This window comes from Staphylococcus massiliensis CCUG 55927, from assembly GCF_000298075.1.
Lineage (GTDB): Bacteria > Bacillota > Bacilli > Staphylococcales > Staphylococcaceae > Staphylococcus > Staphylococcus massiliensis.
On the sequence record NZ_JH815593.1, the window covers coordinates 1,332,374 to 1,346,587 of the forward strand.

General features: G+C 36.6%; 15 protein-coding genes. 4 read left to right on the top strand and 11 right to left on the bottom strand.

Annotated features, from left to right (window positions below; all coding sequences use genetic code 11):
* Positions 1 to 81 precede the first annotated feature (81 nt).
* The 4 genes from A33S_RS0106670 to A33S_RS0106685 all read right to left on the bottom strand — a co-directional run bounded on the left by A33S_RS0106670 (position 82) and on the right by A33S_RS0106685 (position 2,484).
* Positions 82 to 912, bottom strand: coding sequence for a formate/nitrite transporter family protein (locus tag A33S_RS0106670; protein WP_009384094.1), 831 nt, complete (start codon positions 910 to 912; stop codon positions 82 to 84).
* A 224-nt stretch (positions 913 to 1,136) separates the two neighbouring features.
* Positions 1,137 to 1,313, bottom strand: coding sequence for a hypothetical protein (locus A33S_RS12410; protein WP_009384095.1), 177 nt, complete (start codon positions 1,311 to 1,313; stop codon positions 1,137 to 1,139).
* A gap of 94 nt (positions 1,314 to 1,407) precedes the next feature.
* Entirely contained in the window at positions 1,408 to 1,881 is a 474-nt protein-coding gene (locus A33S_RS0106680) for an SRPBCC family protein (protein ID WP_009384096.1), read from the bottom strand.
* 21 nt (positions 1,882 to 1,902) lie between these two features.
* On the bottom strand, positions 1,903 to 2,484 hold the full coding sequence (locus A33S_RS0106685; protein ID WP_009384097.1) for a helix-hairpin-helix domain-containing protein: 582 nt from the start codon (positions 2,482 to 2,484) through the stop codon (positions 1,903 to 1,905).
* 245 nt (positions 2,485 to 2,729) lie between these two features.
* On the opposite strand from A33S_RS0106685, the gene A33S_RS0106690 reads away from it, so the two are divergent.
* Genes A33S_RS0106690 through A33S_RS0106700 form a run of 3 tightly spaced genes read left to right on the top strand, consistent with a single transcriptional unit; the run spans position 2,730 to position 4,660 of the window.
* A complete protein-coding gene (locus A33S_RS0106690) occupies positions 2,730 to 3,068 on the top strand; it encodes a PadR family transcriptional regulator (protein ID WP_009384098.1) in 339 nt (112 codons plus the stop codon).
* A complete protein-coding gene (locus A33S_RS0106695; RefSeq protein ID WP_009384099.1) occupies positions 3,058 to 3,837 on the top strand; it encodes a hypothetical protein in 780 nt (259 codons plus the stop codon). Before A33S_RS0106690 ends, A33S_RS0106695 begins: the two co-directional genes overlap by 11 nt.
* The gene (locus A33S_RS0106700) at positions 3,827 to 4,660 is read left to right on the top strand and encodes a hypothetical protein (RefSeq protein WP_009384100.1); all 834 of its coding nucleotides are present in this window, start codon (positions 3,827 to 3,829) and stop codon (positions 4,658 to 4,660) included. Before A33S_RS0106695 ends, A33S_RS0106700 begins: the two co-directional genes overlap by 11 nt.
* A 185-nt stretch (positions 4,661 to 4,845) precedes the next feature.
* On the opposite strand, the gene A33S_RS0106705 is transcribed toward A33S_RS0106700, so the two are convergent.
* Positions 4,846 to 5,400, bottom strand: a complete 555-nt coding sequence (locus tag A33S_RS0106705; protein WP_009384101.1) for a GNAT family N-acetyltransferase — start codon at positions 5,398 to 5,400, stop codon at positions 4,846 to 4,848.
* 231 nt (positions 5,401 to 5,631) lie between these two features.
* Between A33S_RS0106705 and A33S_RS0106710 the strand changes: the two genes are divergently transcribed.
* Positions 5,632 to 6,876 (top strand): aminoacyltransferase, encoded by a 1,245-nt coding sequence (locus tag A33S_RS0106710; RefSeq protein ID WP_017176659.1) that lies wholly within the window; start codon positions 5,632 to 5,634, stop codon positions 6,874 to 6,876.
* 76 nt (positions 6,877 to 6,952) lie between these two features.
* Here the strand turns inward: A33S_RS0106710 and A33S_RS0106715 are convergent, their stop codons facing one another.
* The 6 genes from A33S_RS0106715 to A33S_RS0106740 form a co-directional block, all read right to left on the bottom strand.
* Positions 6,953 to 8,347: a branched-chain amino acid transporter BcaP gene (locus tag A33S_RS0106715; RefSeq protein WP_009384103.1), complete on the bottom strand. Its 1,395-nt coding sequence runs from the start codon at positions 8,345 to 8,347 to the stop codon at positions 6,953 to 6,955.
* A gap of 153 nt (positions 8,348 to 8,500) precedes the next feature.
* Positions 8,501 to 9,556 (bottom strand): PTS sugar transporter subunit IIC, encoded by a 1,056-nt coding sequence (locus A33S_RS0106720; protein ID WP_009384104.1) that lies wholly within the window; start codon positions 9,554 to 9,556, stop codon positions 8,501 to 8,503.
* A gap of 242 nt (positions 9,557 to 9,798) precedes the next feature.
* The gene (locus A33S_RS0106725; protein WP_009384105.1) at positions 9,799 to 10,458 is read right to left on the bottom strand and encodes an ABC transporter ATP-binding protein; all 660 of its coding nucleotides are present in this window, start codon (positions 10,456 to 10,458) and stop codon (positions 9,799 to 9,801) included.
* Between the two features lie 10 nt (positions 10,459 to 10,468).
* Positions 10,469 to 11,383, bottom strand: coding sequence for an ABC transporter permease (locus A33S_RS0106730; protein ID WP_009384106.1), 915 nt, complete (start codon positions 11,381 to 11,383; stop codon positions 10,469 to 10,471).
* Entirely contained in the window at positions 11,380 to 12,537 is a 1,158-nt protein-coding gene (locus A33S_RS0106735; RefSeq protein WP_235044510.1) for an ABC transporter permease, read from the bottom strand. The genes A33S_RS0106730 and A33S_RS0106735 overlap by 4 nt, the downstream gene beginning before the upstream one ends.
* Before the next feature lie 31 nt (positions 12,538 to 12,568).
* A complete protein-coding gene (locus A33S_RS0106740) occupies positions 12,569 to 14,080 on the bottom strand; it encodes a DUF6583 family protein (RefSeq protein WP_009384108.1) in 1,512 nt (503 codons plus the stop codon).
* Between the last annotated feature and the right edge of the window lie 134 nt (positions 14,081 to 14,214).

The window sequence follows — 14,214 nt, forward strand, 5'->3', positions numbered from 1 at the left end:
TGTGATATTTTTCACATTAACATTCAAAAATAGGGTTTTCCCCTACCTATTAAGTAAGTGAAAACCCTAATAAGATTTACGTTATTTTTTAAGCTTGAATGTATCACGTGAACCGTTCACAAATGCATACATAAGACCGATTAAAATACCCCCACCGATATAGTTACCAATGTATGCAAAGACAATATTTTTAAGTACACCTAACCAATTCAATGCATCAATGTTATAGAACAACATACCTACAAATAAACCTGCATTGTATACAACGTGTTCAAACGCCATAAACACGAAGATTACAACACCGATTGAAATAAAAAATGCTTTCATTAAACCTTCTTTAAATTGAAGTGAAATAAAAATACCAATATTAATGAAAAAGTTCGCAAAGATACCTTTAACTAAAATCGTTTGCCACGTCGACTCTACAGTCTTACTCGTAACGGTCTTCGTCAACGCTTCAAGCATCTCAGGCGTCATAATATTCGACCACACCATCATGCCGAAGAACACGAAGGCACCTAAAATATTTCCGATAAAGCAGACCGTAAATAACCATAGCGCGCTCTTCAAGTTGATCGTTCTAAAGAACAAAGCCACCGTGACGAACATAAAGTTACTTGTTAACAACTCCGAATGCGTGAGCACGATAAATACTAAACCTAAACTGAACGCAAACGCGCCCATTAAATTAACGACGCCCGGCAGACTGCCCGCAAATTGCGTTTTAATTCCCAGCATAAAAATCGTACAGATTGCGAGTAAGAACCCTGACATCATCGCTTTCACAAGATATCTCGAGAACGATTTGTACAACATCGTTTCTTTCATTGCGACAGATCCGACGATGCCCTCGACCGTTTCTCGCGTTGAAAATGAATCGGCAACTGTCTTATTCGGTTTTTGAATCCCCATTTTACATACACCCTTCTTTCTACTTGTAATAAATCTTTATTCGTATACATATTATAATAAGTCAATGTTTATTGACTAGAACTTTTTTGAAATTAAAATCTTCGAGTGTTGTTCAAATATCTATTTCACCCAGCAATTTCACACTTAATCGCATATTTCCCATTTAGAAAAAGCCCTATGCAATCACGTTTTCATGCATAGGACGCTTACATTGATATTGCGCATTAACCGCGCTTTTGTTGTTTCATTACTTTTAAACCAGCCGCAAAAATACCATATCCTAAAGTTGTATAAAGGAAGAAGCTTTTAAATAATTGCTTAGAAAAGCCTTCACTGATAAGCGCTGGTACGAATGTACTTAAACTATATAGTCCAAGTACCTTTAAATAACGTTTATTCATCACAAGCACCTCTTTTCAAAGCCTATTATAACGCTCTTGATGCACAAAAGTTGTGACGAATTTCTTAAAATCCTTTTCAAGGAGGCAAACGCATCTACGCTTTAGCCAGTAATCGATCTAAATTATTCCAAGTCGAATGCATACCTTGTTCGACGCCCATGTCGACAAGTTGTTTCGCCGTAGCAGCATCTTTCAAAGTCGTCGTCGAAACGAGGCGCGTCTTACCGTCTCCCGCATCATGAAACTCTAGCGCAACTTTCATCGGTGGCATATCTGGATTAATTTCACCCTTCTCATTCGCGAAGTAATCACGATATACAAGCTGATTTGGACGCTCCAACGTCTCATAAATCGATACACCATAACTCGTGATATCGTCGCCAAACATACCATAATGCACGTGGCCATTCGGTTTCGGATCAAACGCTTTGACTGTTGTCGTCCAACCCTCAGGATGGAACCAAGCCTCAAATTGATCTTGAGTGACATAGGCATCATACACCTTCGAAGGTACCGCATCGAAAGTGCGTTCTATCTTAATTTGATTATCTTCTCGTTTAAAACTCATAACGATCATCCCCTCTATAATTTAAATAACATATGACGTAATGTCTTGAATCTTGGCGTCTTTCTTGTGCCCTTCAAATTCGAAGAAGCTTGCGAAATAAATGGTCGCATCAGAAGTCGTTAACACGCCATGTGCAGACGCCAGTTTACCATGGGTCAATATCGACGTAATTTCAAGCGACTTAACATCCTGCTTGTTGTCCTTCAATGCTTTGATGAACGCCGCCTTGCCAGATAATTCTAAGTCACCAGGTACGTGCCACGTTAGTGAATCGCTGAGTAAGGCGTCTAGTTTATCCTCGTCACATGCAGCCGATGCGATCAAATACGCTTTGATTGTGCGTGCTTTAGGCGCATTGTCGCACGACAGGTCTGCCACAACTTCGAAGGGCGCGTCTTTATTTGAATCCGATTCTTGGTGCTTCAATGAAAGGTTCACCTCGTCCAAAGCTTCCTTCAATATGCGTACTGCTTTTGGACCTACACCATGTAAGTCGAGTAGAGCCGCTTCATCATGTTCTGCGACTGCCTCTAACGTTTCAATGCCCGCTTTATGTAATGCTTGCGTCGCCGGTTTGCCAATTTTAGGTAATGCGTGTCCCATCCACATCCTCCTTATTTTCATTTCGTCATGCCTTAATAAAGCTACTTTCAGAATAACACAAGCACCTTTTTATACAATTTTCTATAAATAAATTTCAATTTATTTTATTTCGATTTCTTCTTGAAAAGCCCTTAAAAGACCGCCACATCAACTTTAAAATCCATCTAACTTATATTATAAGATAGTTGACAAATCGTGAGAATAGTACTACCTTATATTATAAGATAGTTAAAGCAGGTGATGACTTGTCAATCTCTAAACAAATGATGAAAGGTTTACTTGACGGGGCAATTTTAGGCCTCATTGCTCAAGGTGAAACCTATGGCTATGAAATACTCGAAAAACTCAATAACTTAAACTTTCCTGAAATAAGCGATGGCAGTATTTATCCCGTGCTCCTTCGCTTGAGTAAGAAAGGTTACATTCAGTCAGAAACGAAAAAGTCCACTTCAGGCGGACCTAAACGTAAATATTACACCATTACTGATTTAGGTCTCGAAGAACTTACCGTATTCAGAGAAAAATGGAAGCAACTTAACTTTGGAATGAATAATGTGATAAGAGGTGATGATGATGCTAAGTGAAAAATCAGAAAAATTTCTACGCGAATTACGTATTGAACTCTTGTACCGAGGCAAAAAAGACGAAGAAGTCTACGAAATTGAGGATGAATTACGCGACCATTTGATACACGCTGAAGAAAACGGTGATTCCGTGGATAATATCACAGGCGGCTCACCAAAAGCTTATATCAAATCGATTTCAAATGAAATGTCGTTTGATAGAACTGTTATCAAATCGCTCATTGGTGGATTATTCGTTGCAATCGGTTTCTTTATAATCTCACCTTTAATCGAAGGTCATTTCACGCTTACGATTGGTAATATCTTGACGTCCGTCGTATCGATGCTTGTATCGCTTTTATTATTTCTCATAGCAATCAAGTGGATGGTAGTTAAGTTAGGCAACCAAAACTATAACCAACTTATGTTAATACTCGGGGCTGGTACTGTCGCAGTAGTCATCCATGCTATCGGAGCTCGAATATCCAATTCATATCCCATTATGACACTTTTTAGTCTAAGTCCGTCACTTAGTTTAACTATAGGTATCACAATCTTTGCATTACTTTTAATTGGCACAGCAATAACGAAATCATGGGTCTTATTCTTTATGGTACTAATTTCAACACTTCCTGAACTTTTAGCTAAGTTATTTACAGGAAAAACTGGTTCTGAATCAGATTTTATTTTCTTTACAGTTAGCCTGTTTATAATATTTGTCTTTATCACAATCCTAGTTAGCTTTTATAGAAATTGGAACAAAATTGAGGTGAATAATGATGAAAAATAAATATCATGCGAACGGCGATATCGTATTAAGCGACAAGTCAGAGAAGTTCTTAAGAGAGCTACGCGTTGAATTGATGTATCGCGGAAAGAAAGATGAAACGATTTTCGAAATTGAAGATGAACTACGAGATCATTTATATCACGCGGAACAAAACGGAGAATCCGTCGACAACATTACTGGCGGATCCCCAAAAGCTTATATTGATTCCATTTCCAAGGAAATACCTTTTGATAAAAGTTTATATAAAATCCTAGGTTTAGCAGTAATAATGGTTATTATGCTAACAGTTTTACCGGAATTATTAGATAGCACTTTCGTCGTAACGCTAGGTGGCATATTTTTTAACACTATTTTCTTTTTAATAGGTTTAGCAATTCAATTAGCGTTTATAAAGCTTTTCGCAATCAAGTTCGGTGAAATTAAGAAAAGAATGTACGCCTATTTCTTATTAGTAGGAGCTATTAGCTTTGGTTGTTACTTATTAGGTGCCTTTTTAGCAAGAAAATTTCCTATAATGACAGTTTACAAACCTAGCGAACGCGCTTCATTTATTATCGGTCTATGCTTACTAACTATCATGGTCATATTTTTAGTTTTAACGAAACAATGGATCTATTTAGTACTCATTGCAATTGTAACCGCACCATTCTTTATCACATCAGTATTTATAGACGGTAATGGCAAAGATACAACATTTATGGTAGTAAGCTTCTTTATCTTCATAGCATTTCAATGGATCTTAATCGGTTACTTTATCTATCAGCAAGTTAAAGAATATAAAGCTGATAAACGACGAAAGGCCGAATTAAATAAAGAAGATTAATTATATAAGAAGCATTTGCGATAATATTCGTGAATGCTTCTTTTCTTTTTGAAAATGCCTTTAAGATAGCTTAAGAACTTATCGTAAATATATTAATTTCAGTTGAATATTTTAAAGAATCGAGTTGTAACGGTTTCACTCCTCCATTCCGACGCAAACTGCCCATATACCACCTAAACCTCTTTCTACAAACCCTTCATTGCCGACCACTCTTTTCGAAGTATCCCCATTTTAATCGAATCATAATACAAGCCGTTAACTAGGCGCGCCTCACGTAACCGCCCCTCTAGCACCATACCGCAACGTTCAGCTAGTTTCATCATGCGCGTATTACCCGACCACGTCGAAATACTAATCCTATGGGCGCTTGTATTTTCAAAGAGGTAATCGATCCAGAGCTTAAACACGTACCGACCAATCCCCTGCTCCCAGTAATCAGGATCATAGATCACAATACCGATTTCAAGCCATTTCGAAGACGTATCCTCATAATGACAACCGACCATACCTATTACACGGTCCAGATGTTTAATCGCAAACGCGCTTCTAACATTTCCTTCAATATACCGTGACTTTTCAAAGGATTTAATATAAGTATGAAAGGTCATTAAAGGCTCTTTAATATAAGGACCGTTCCACTTCTTAGCCGCTTGAAGCGGTTCTTCATACTTCCAATAATATAAAGCTTTCATCTCGTCGAAACCAATTTCACTTAACGAAATACCATCCTGAATTGTCATCATCCTCGCCACCTAACGCGCTCATTTAATCACATTAAGTATAACACTTCTTTAATTTTAAATATTTAATTTTCAAAAGATGTAATTTAATCCGTTATATTTTGTCATGAAAATGATTTCATTTTGTAATCAAATTCTAGTACATTTAACCTTTTATCACATAAGTGTATAGACTATAATTAAATTAAATATTTGTGTTATACGATACGATCAGAGAAGGAGGTTTACCCTTTGAAATTCTGCAAGTTAGAGGCGGATGAATATAGTCAATTTTTACAACAGACCAATAAACATTTCGCGCAATCTCGTATTCACTATGATTACTTAAAGAACCATAATCTTGAAGTTCATCTTCTCGGCGTCAAAAGCCACGATGGCACCATTATCGCTGCAGGGCTTTTCACAGCGACGCGCGCACTTAAATATTTCAAATACTTCTATAGCCAAAGAGGGCCTATGATGGACTATTCGGATGTAAAACTTGTAAGGTTCTTCTTTAATTCGCTTAATGCCTATTTGAAAAAGCAACGCGCACTTTATACGAGAATCGATCCGTATCAACTTGAGAATATACGCACATCACATGGCGAAATAACGCATTCATTCGACAATCGCGCTTGGGCGCACACAATTCGAAAGCTTGGTTATAAGCACCAAGGTTACACGGTCGGTTACTCCGAGACGAGTCAAATTCGTTGGTTATCGGTCCTCGATTTAAAAGGCAAGCACGAACACGAACTGCTTGACGATATGGATTACCAAACGAGACGTAATATCAAGAAAACTTATGAAATGGGCGTACAAGTTCGTACGCTTTCATATGACGAAACGGATATCTTCTATCGATTATTTAAAGCTGCTGAAACAAAGCACGGCTTTAAGTTTCGTTCAAAAGATTATTTCTTAAAACTTCAAGATATATTTGAAGACCAGATTAAGATGAAATTTGCCTATATCGATTTAAATCATTATCTTGAGTCACTTCAACGTCGCTTTACCATTCTAAAAATCGAATATAACGATGTTGTTGAGGCGCTAGATGAATTACCGAATTCTAAACGAAATAAAGTGAAGTTCCAACAAGTACGTCAACAATACGAGAGTGTTAAACGTAAGATTCATAATACCGAGCGTTTACGAGAGCGTGAAGGAGATATATTACATCTTGCTGCGGCTATTTACATAGATAATGGCGATGAACTTTATTACTTTTCAAGCGGGTCGAACCCGAGATACAACGCCTATATGGGCGCTTACCGCTTACAATGGGAAATGATTCAATATGCATTAAGACAGGGCCTACCAAGATTTAACTTCTACGGCATTACGGGTGATTTCGATGAAGATGCTGATGATGTCGGCGTACAATACTTTAAGAAAGGGTTCAACGCTCATGTTGAAGAATATGTAGGCGACTTTATCAAAGTACATCGTCCTATCCTCTACCACCTCATGAAAATGAAAACCAAACACTAACACAAAACTACCTGCAATTTTTCATTTTGCAGGTAGTTTTTATATGATATTCATTCTCCTAAATGGATGTGAGACGTTAAGATGCATCTTTCAATTTAGAATGTTTCACGGAATATGTGAAGTAAATGACTGCACCGATGAGTAACCATACTAAGAAGCGTAACCATGTGAGTGGATTTAAGTTGAGAATTAAGAATCCACAGAACAAGACCGCTAGAATCGGTACTACAGGAACCATTGGACACTTAAAGGCACGATTTAAATGAGGCTCTGTTTTACGTAATACGATAACTGAGATCGCTACTAGAATGAAGGCACTCAACGTACCAATATTAACGAGTTCAGCAAGTTGTGTTAAAGGAATAAATGCACCTAACACAGCTGAAATTAAACCGAAGATCCATGTAGAAACAAATGGCGTACCGAACTTAGGATTTACCTTCTGGAATATGTTAGGGATTAAGCCGTCACGTGACATCGCAAACATGATACGTGTTTGACCATATAACATTACTAGCATAACCGTTGTCATACCAAGGATTGCACCTACATCTATAACACCTGAAACCCAGTTTTGCCCCGCTACCTTTAAGACAGCAGAAACAGGATGATCGATGTAACGTTCAAATTCTAGAAATGGTACAACGCCTGTCATAATACCTGATACGATGATATACAATACTGTACAAATACCTAATGAGAACAGAATTCCTTTAGGCAAATTCTTTTCAGGTTGAATCGTTTCCTCAGCACTTGAAGCTACCGCATCAAAACCTATAAACGCGAAGAACACCGTTGCTGCAGCGGTAAAGACGCCTTGGAAACCGTATGGCATAAATGGTGACCACTGCGCAGGCTTCACGTAAAAGATAGCGACTGCGATGAACAAGAGGATAACGGAAACTTTAACCACTACCATAATGTTGTTCACGCGCTTCGTTTCTTTAATACCGATTGATATCAGTAACGTGATGAGCATAATGATTACGAACGCAGGTAAATTAAATAGTGTAAATTCACCGTCAGGGTTTGTACCAGGTGCACCTGTAAACATTGTTGGTAAATGCATACCGAAACCATCTAATAACGATTGAAAGTAACCTGACCAACCTACTGAAACACTACTTACTGCAAGTAGATATTCAAGGATCAAGTCCCAACCGATTATAAACGCGACGATCTCACCTAACGTTGCATAAGCGTACGTGTATGCCGAACCTGCGACAGGAACCATAGAAGCAAATTCTGCGTAACATAATGCGGCAAAGCAACATGCTAAAGCTGCAATAACGAACGAAACCATTAAAGCTGGTCCTGCCGTTAACGCACCTGTACCTGTTAATACAAAAATACCCGTACCAATAATGGCACCGATACCAAGCATCGTTAAATCAAACGCATTCAACGCTTTCTTCAATGTTGAGGGTCGTTGTGCTAATTGTTGAAAATTCTTCTTTCGTAGTAAATTCATGATGTCTTCCTCCTACCATTAGCATGCCATTATTATACATGAAATTTATAAAAGTGTATGTAGTTTTATTAATATTTCTATTAAATTTTTATTTAAAATAAAATGCGTGCCCGAGACGTCTAAACGCCTCAAGCACGCATTTTAAATTTCTTGCTAGTCTTCATCTTCAAGTTCATATCTAAATATTTTATTCGGATAGACTTTTAACACATGGCATAGTATCAAGTGAACAAGGTACGAAATCACGCCAGGAAAGACGAAATACGTAAATCCAATCGTAAGCAGGTTCATCATCATTGAACCATCCATGTATTTCATCGCGTTTACCGGACCTACTAGTCCCATAAAACCAAATCCTGCTGTTTCTTTGTTACCTTCAATGCCAATAAAACTACCCATCATGCCTGTTAATGCCGCAGATAATGCTATCGGCAACATTATGATTGGATGCTTAATCATATTAGGCATCATCATCTTCATACCACCTAAAATAAGCGCAATTGGAATACCGATTTTATTTACGCGAATCGCACCAATCGCTAACATCCATGAACAAGCCGTAATACCTAAACTTGCGGCACCTGCTGCATGCCCAGATATACCAATTGCCATCGCAATCGCAACAGACGATATTGGCGATGCAATTAAGATACCGAATATAATTGCAACAAGCATGCACATAATTACAGGTTGTAAGCTTGTTAAACTATTAACGACATTACCAATCGCACTTGTAATTAATTTAACGAAAGGTAACGTCATTAACCCGATTAAACCAACACCTGTCGCAACGAACGTCGGCATTAGAATCATCGTTAAACTTCCTAATTTATTACCAATTAAATGTATTACAAACACTGCAATTCCAGCAGTCAAAGTGGCATTAATGATGTCACCTACACCTTCTAAAGTTGCAGTTTTACCATCCATTTTAATAATACCGCTACCAATAAAGGCTGCCGCACTTACTGTAGCAGCTTGCAACGCATGGAATTTATACTGCGTCGCAATGAGTGCACCAACAAGTAAAGGAACCGTGAATTGAATACCTAAAATACATTCGTGTACGATCTTGAATACGGGATGAAAACTTGCTAGAAATTTAAATAACTCGCCAAGTATTGCATTTGGTATTAAACCAACTACAATAGCTATAGCCATACCATGGAGCACTCGGTTCAAGTGCTTGTTAAAGTTAATTGATTTCATATATTTTCTCCTTGAAAAAAGTTATGCCTAAATATATCACATAAACAAATTCATAAAAATACATTTATAAATAGTCACAAAATTAATATTATTTTAAATAGAAACTAAATAAGGGTTAAAATCCTTTAGTTATCACATTATTTAAAAAATAAAACTTAAATTTTCAAAGCAAAAATATAAGAAAAGAGTAAAATTTAGAACTGAATCTAAAAATTACTCTTGTTTCAAATTTAATAATTCATTTAACAATTTTCGTATACAAATCCTTGTTTATGCAAAACTGTCTCATAAAATGGATTGTTACCAATTAACTTAATCTTATCCGCAAGTGCTTCAACTTCATCGATATGATGTGTCGTTAATATAATCAAACATGTTTCCTTTAATTCATTTAACAAGCGATGGATATCATACCTCGATTTTAAATCAATACCTTCAGTTGGTTCGTCTAATATGAGCACCTTTGGATTACCAAGTAAACCAATTAAAATATTTACTTTCCGCTTCGTACCACCAGATAATTGGGATACGCGTACGCGTCGCTCCTTTAAATGCATGGTTTCGCAAAAGCCATCTATCACATCATCTGAAACAGGATGTTGATTCAGCGATTTAAAGAACGCAATATTTTCATCAACCGTCAGATGATCAAATAGCGCTATGTCTTGCGGTATATAGCCAATTAATTTTTGAATGTCCTTTTGTCTTAATGGCCGACCATCATATAAAATGTCACCGCTATCTTTAGTTTCAAGCGCTGCAATCATGCGTAACAATGTCGACTTACCTGCCCCATTTTCACCAAGTAACACAGTTAACGTGGAATCATGAAAGGTTGTATTCAAATCTTTAAAAATCGTTTTTCGTTTATACGTTTTAGATACATGTCGAATTTCTATCATCATTTCTCACCTACAATTGAATCATTAACCAAATCAAACCAACGATACATGCATATACAAAAGCCATAAAAATACGATGACTTAATGTCCGAACTATAAATATTAATACACTAAGGCCAAATTCATAAATTAAAATCATACCAAAACTGATGACATAAAACCATATACTTACATTAAATTGAAATACTATCATGGTAAGGAAACATACGCTCATAACAATCAACGACATGATTAATGTATATAAGAAATGTAATTTCAAGCGTGTACCTTTAAACATATACATGCGACTTAGCGCCAATGGTTGGTTTAACCGGTGATACAACACAACTTGAAGACTACTTACTAGTGTCAACAACGTCATCACAATACCCGCTTCAATATGCGTCGACGAATGTTTATGTGCCGTTTCATGCTTTAAAATTGGTGTAGGCATACGTTCCTTTAACGTCTGTTTAATATCAGATTCTGATACATCTTCTTCCTCTAAATGTAGCGCTAAGATGTATGGCGCCTCAGTTTGATATAACGATTGACTTATGAGCTCAATCCCAAGTTTACCTATAAAACCTTCAGCCGCATAAATCGGTAGTGCTTCCTTTAAATCTTGCTCTTTAATCAGGCTATCGAAATCCTCTGGAATTTGGACGACTACGACCGCTTCTTTACGCGAAACAATCACCTTTAAGTCACGCTCAGCCTTATCAACTTGCTTAACGTTTAAAACCTTTGATGTCTTAATATGATCCACAAACGCTTGAGACACTTCAGTTTGGTTTAAGTCTTGAACCCCTATAGGAATTTGTACGACCTGATTTAAACGCGAACTCAACATGTGCATGATAATCACCGCCGACACTAAGATGGCGATAAATAAGATATGTGCTTTCACTGAATGAACGGTAAGTAACTTTAAAATTGCTTTCATCGTAAATACCTCCACACATATACGCCACACGTGCTCACACCAAGCAACCCTATTACACAAACAAATGCTATTGGCGTATCAATCAAGTAATTGTGTAATAATAGCTCTAGAAATTGTTCATTCACATATTGAAACGGCAGGTATTGAAGCACGCCACCTACAGTATCTTTCAAATAAACAAAAGGTATCATAGCGCCAGATAATACAACTATGCAAATCATTAAACTTACCTTTATAATCATTTTCACAAAAGCACGCTCGATTAATTCAATCAGCATAAACAACATATATAACAACAATATGTTGTAGCTTACTAAAACAATTAAAGGTCCTAAGTTATAACCTTCATATGCGACATCCATACCATTCACAATTAATACCAATCCGATAATCGCCCAGATTAACGTATATATCGCCGCAATCGTTACGTTCACAAAGATGATCTTCTCTTTCGCGAAGTGATACATTGCCATACGATCTTGTAGCGCTTGCGATTGATTCATGTTCAATATCGACACCATCGTCGACATAAGTATAAACATAGATACGACGAACAAGGACACTGTATAATATTGCGCAGTATCATACAGTTCAATGCTTTCTAATTCAAAGGCACCCTTTTGATTGAGTCCTTTAACCAACAAATCCATCAACATCTGGGTCAAATCCTCATCATTGTCAGACGTGCTCAAATCTTGATACGCAAGTCCGCCGCCCATCATCATCATAAACCGTTGATACACTGAATCCGTAACACTATAAATCATCTTGGCATCTAAAGAAGACTTATCGTACGTATGGACGGTTATGGGCAAGTCGCCATCTTCCGCGAAACGCGCCATCATATCTCGTTCAAACACCACATAACCCTTGATTCGCTTCGCCTCCAAAGCACGCTCAGCCTCATCTTGTGTCATCTCTATAATCTTTGAATGCTTGCCCAAGTGTGCCGTTTCCGTAATTTGCTTCGAAATCATCTGCGTTTCCTCAGCATCATCCAAATTCACAACCCCGATATCAAATCGCTTGTCGTCTTGCTTAACTGATTGAATCGCGAAGGATGACGTTAACAACACTAGGAAAAGCCCTAAAATATAAACAATTAAATACCACTTCTTTAATAAAAAAGAGTGGTAAATGAAAAACAAACGCATTGTTTTCACTTTTTACCACTCCTTTAGCTATCTATTTATCTTCTGCTTTTTCAATAATGTCTCCAGCGATTTTAGTAAAATTTTCTTCAATCTCTGATAAAATATCTTCTTTTTCAGATTCTGAAATACCGTTTAAGTTCTTAGCACCTTTTGTATCGAACTTCACTTTTTCTTTAAGTTTCGTTTCATCTTTGACGTTAACGCCTACTTGAGAACCATCTATGTCTGAACTAAAGTTGCTATTCGTCTTCATCGAATTGTTCTTAAGATCCGTTTGACGCTCACTCTTGAAATCTAATACGAATTGATCTAAGTCGACAGATACTTTAACCGTACCTTCATCACTTGTTTTATCGCCGTCATGGCTATTTTCGTTCTTAAATTCTAACTTAGACTCGATATCTGAACCATCCACACGAATCGTATAGTCATCCTTCACAGTTTCAGAAGGTTTACCTTTAGATTCACCTTTAATTTCAATTTCAAATGTACCATCGTTATATTTCGTTTCGTCACCGAACTTATAGTCGACGCGTAACTTGTCATCTTCGATTTTACTTGTTCCATGTAAACGAAGCGTTGTGTCATCTTGCGTTAATTTTAAGTCACGTTTCACAACTTGTTCGTCCTCAACGTAAATCACTGAGTTAACTTTCGGATACTCTGACGCTTTTTTATCTTTAGCTTCTTTAATCATATCTTTTAAAGACTTATCGAAATCTTTGTCATTTTGTGCGTTCGCAAGTACCTCTTTAAGCTCTTTATCTTTTTTCGCTTCTTCTAATACGTACACAATTGTTTCTTTAACTTCTTTATTAGAAAGCTTCATCGTTAACTTATCAAGTTCTTTTTCTTCTCCAAAGATATCAACCTTTTCTTTTTCTTTTGAAAAGTTATCATCATCAAGCTTATTGATGAGTTTTTCTTGGTACTTTTTATCTACTTTTTTAACATCTTCACGAGAAACCGTTTGCCCTAAAATCGTATTTAAGTTTAATGAATCATTGTTAAGTTCTCCAGCTTGTGTTTCATCGATAGATTCACCTAATAATTCTTCATATGTATCTTTAATTTTATCGTTAGGAACTTTGAATATATCGTCAAAAAGTGGCGATTTGAAATATTGATTATCCGCATCAGCGTCCCACTCAAACGTACCAACTTTACTATCAGCAACAGTTGGTGTTAACGCAATTTGTGACTTCTTATCTTTTGAATCATGCGCTACCACTGTTTCAAGCTTCGTCGCATCTACCACAGATTTAGGTAATTCTAATGAATCTATTACATCATCTGATAAATCTAAACTAAATGATGTCTTACTTTGATACGAATTATCATTCATTTCTTCCATAAATTTAAATTCATTATCATAACGTTTTTCTAAATAATCGTTAAATTTTTCCATTGTCTTTTGTTCACTTAACAAGTAGCTGTTCTTAGGCGAGTTTACTTTTGAAAAGAATGCAAATAAACTACCGCCACCTACTACTAAAAGCAGTGCTAAAACAACCCCAATGATGATCTTTGCTTTTTTCGACATGATGTCACCCCTTAATAATTAGATGTATACATCATATCAAATTTCGAAATACTTTTGTACTACCCTTATTAAATAAATTCATTAATATTAAACATCACTTAAAAATATTTATATTAAAGCTTAAAATATGAGTT

What these genes read in the sequence shown, in the direction of transcription:
- A33S_RS0106670 (WP_009384094.1), bottom strand. Translation starts at nt 912, where the DNA reads ATGGGGATTCAAAAACCGAATAAGACAGTTGCCGATTCATTTTCAACG.
- A33S_RS12410 (WP_009384095.1), bottom strand. Translation starts at nt 1,313, where the DNA reads ATGAATAAACGTTATTTAAAGGTACTTGGACTATATAGTTTAAGTACA.
- A33S_RS0106680 (WP_009384096.1), bottom strand. Translation starts at nt 1,881, where the DNA reads ATGAGTTTTAAACGAGAAGATAATCAAATTAAGATAGAACGCACTTTC.
- A33S_RS0106685 (WP_009384097.1), bottom strand. Translation starts at nt 2,484, where the DNA reads ATGGGACACGCATTACCTAAAATTGGCAAACCGGCGACGCAAGCATTA.
- A33S_RS0106695 (WP_009384099.1), top strand. Translation starts at nt 3,058, where the DNA reads ATGCTAAGTGAAAAATCAGAAAAATTTCTACGCGAATTACGTATTGAA.
- A33S_RS0106700 (WP_009384100.1), top strand. Translation starts at nt 3,827, where the DNA reads ATGAAAAATAAATATCATGCGAACGGCGATATCGTATTAAGCGACAAG.
- A33S_RS0106705 (WP_009384101.1), bottom strand. Translation starts at nt 5,400, where the DNA reads ATGACAATTCAGGATGGTATTTCGTTAAGTGAAATTGGTTTCGACGAG.
- A33S_RS0106715 (WP_009384103.1), bottom strand. Translation starts at nt 8,347, where the DNA reads ATGAATTTACTACGAAAGAAGAATTTTCAACAATTAGCACAACGACCC.
- A33S_RS0106720 (WP_009384104.1), bottom strand. Translation starts at nt 9,556, where the DNA reads ATGAAATCAATTAACTTTAACAAGCACTTGAACCGAGTGCTCCATGGT.
- A33S_RS0106725 (WP_009384105.1), bottom strand. Translation starts at nt 10,458, where the DNA reads ATGATAGAAATTCGACATGTATCTAAAACGTATAAACGAAAAACGATT.
- A33S_RS0106730 (WP_009384106.1), bottom strand. Translation starts at nt 11,383, where the DNA reads ATGAAAGCAATTTTAAAGTTACTTACCGTTCATTCAGTGAAAGCACAT.
- A33S_RS0106735 (WP_235044510.1), bottom strand. Translation starts at nt 12,537, where the DNA reads ATGCGTTTGTTTTTCATTTACCACTCTTTTTTATTAAAGAAGTGGTAT.
- A33S_RS0106740 (WP_009384108.1), bottom strand. Translation starts at nt 14,080, where the DNA reads ATGTCGAAAAAAGCAAAGATCATCATTGGGGTTGTTTTAGCACTGCTT.